Here is a 1,676-nt window from a genome sequence, read left to right as displayed (position 1 = left end):
TGATCGAGAAACTCGAGAAGTTCAACGGTGAAGCCCGCGTACCGATCACGCCGGGCGAGTACACCCAGCTCACCGGGCGCGCCGGTCGCCGCGGCATCGACGTCGAAGGACACGCCGTCATCCAGTGGACGGGCGGTGTCGACCCGCGCGCCGTCGCCTCGCTCGCCTCGCGGCGGTCGTATCCGCTGCACTCCAGCTTTCGGCCGACCTACAACATGGCGGTCAACCTCATCCAGCAGTTCGGACGCACCCGCACCCGTGAGGTCCTCGAACAATCGTTCGCGCAGTTCCAGGCCGACCGCGCGGTCGTCGATCTCGCCCGTCGGGTTCGCAAGCAGGAAGAGTCGCTCGGCGGCTACGCGGAGGCGATGACCTGCCACCTCGGCGAGTTCCGCGACTATTCGTCGCTCCGACGGGAACTGAGTGACCTCGAACGCAAGAACGCGCGCGCCGAGGGCCGCGGGCCGGCGGAGCACGAGAGCCGAAGCGAGCGCGATCGGCGTCAAGACAGATCGCCGACGTGCGCAAGCGGATGAAGCAGCATCCCTGCCACGCGTGCGCCGAGCGTGAGGCGCACGCCCGTTGGGCCGAGCGCTGGTGGCGCCTCAAACGGGAGACGGATCAGTTGCGCTCTCAGATTTCGGGACGCACGGGAGCGGTCGCTCTGGTGTTCGACCGCGTCACCGAAGTGTTGCAGGAGCTGGGCTACGTCAGTGCTTCTGAACGACGCGGAGACGGGGAACTCGAGGTCACCGCATCCGGCCGCGTGCTGATGCGCATCTACGGCGAGCGCGATCTTCTCGTCTCGGAGTGCCTCCGCCGCGGGTTGTGGGATGACCTCGACGTCGCGGGCCTCGCGGCACTCGCGAGCAGCCTCGTCTACGAACCGCGGCGCGAGGGTTCGGATGCCGGCGAGCGGCTGCCGCGCGGAGCCTTCCGAGCAGCTCTTGAAGCGACCGAAGCGGTGTGGGAAGAACTTCAGGCGCTCGAGATCGCGCACCGGCTGCCCGAGGGGACCGCCCCGTCACCCGGCATCGCGCTCGCGACACAACGGTGGGCGCAGGGTGCGGCGCTCGACGTCGTGCTTAGGGATGCCGAGCTGGCCGCGGGTGACTTCGTGCGGTGGATGAAGCAGGCCGTCGACCTGCTCGACCAATTGTCGATCGTCGCCGACGGTCCGCTGGGGCGTCGCGCACGTCAGGCGATCGACAGCATCCGCCGGGGGATCGTCGCCTACTCTGGGGTCTCGTGAACCAGGGTTTCGATACGCGACCGCCTGCGGCGGGCGCTACTCAACCAGCGGTTCTGCCGCTTGCTGCCGCGCTCGCCGTCGCGGCGGGTGCGGGGCTGTTGCTCGACACCGCGTTCCCCGACAAGGGCTGGTGGTTCACGGCGTTCCCGGCCATCGCGCTCGCGCTGATCGCCATGCAGGGGCGGCGAATCGGTTCCGCGATTCTCGTCGGGTTCGTCTTCGGCGCGACGTTCTCCTGGCCGCACATCGAGTGGGCGTCGGAGTTCCTCGGAGTCGTGCCCTGGTCGGCTCTCGCGGGCGTCATGACGCTCTGGAACGGCGCCGCGGGAGCGCTCATTGCCCTCGCCTACCGCTGGGTCCCCCAGGTGTGGAGTGGGCCGGCCGGTCGTCTCCTGCTTCTTCCCGCCGTCGTCGCGGGGCTCTG

General features: G+C 69.1%; 2 pseudogenes. Both read left to right on the top strand.

From position 1 onward, the window contains the following. Nucleotides 1-1,252: pseudogene (locus RMO30_RS12145) on the top strand (RNA helicase); the annotation flags it as partial. Beyond that, nucleotides 1,249-1,676: pseudogene (locus RMO30_RS12140) on the top strand (apolipoprotein N-acyltransferase); the annotation flags it as partial. The pseudogenes RMO30_RS12145 and RMO30_RS12140, both read left to right, overlap by 4 nt.

This window comes from Pseudolysinimonas sp. (genome assembly GCF_031389465.1).
In the GTDB taxonomy this organism is placed as follows: Bacteria; Actinomycetota; Actinomycetes; order Actinomycetales; family Microbacteriaceae; genus Pseudolysinimonas_A.
Note: the sequence above shows the minus strand (reverse complement) of the source record. Positions and strands in the feature narration are given on the sequence as shown.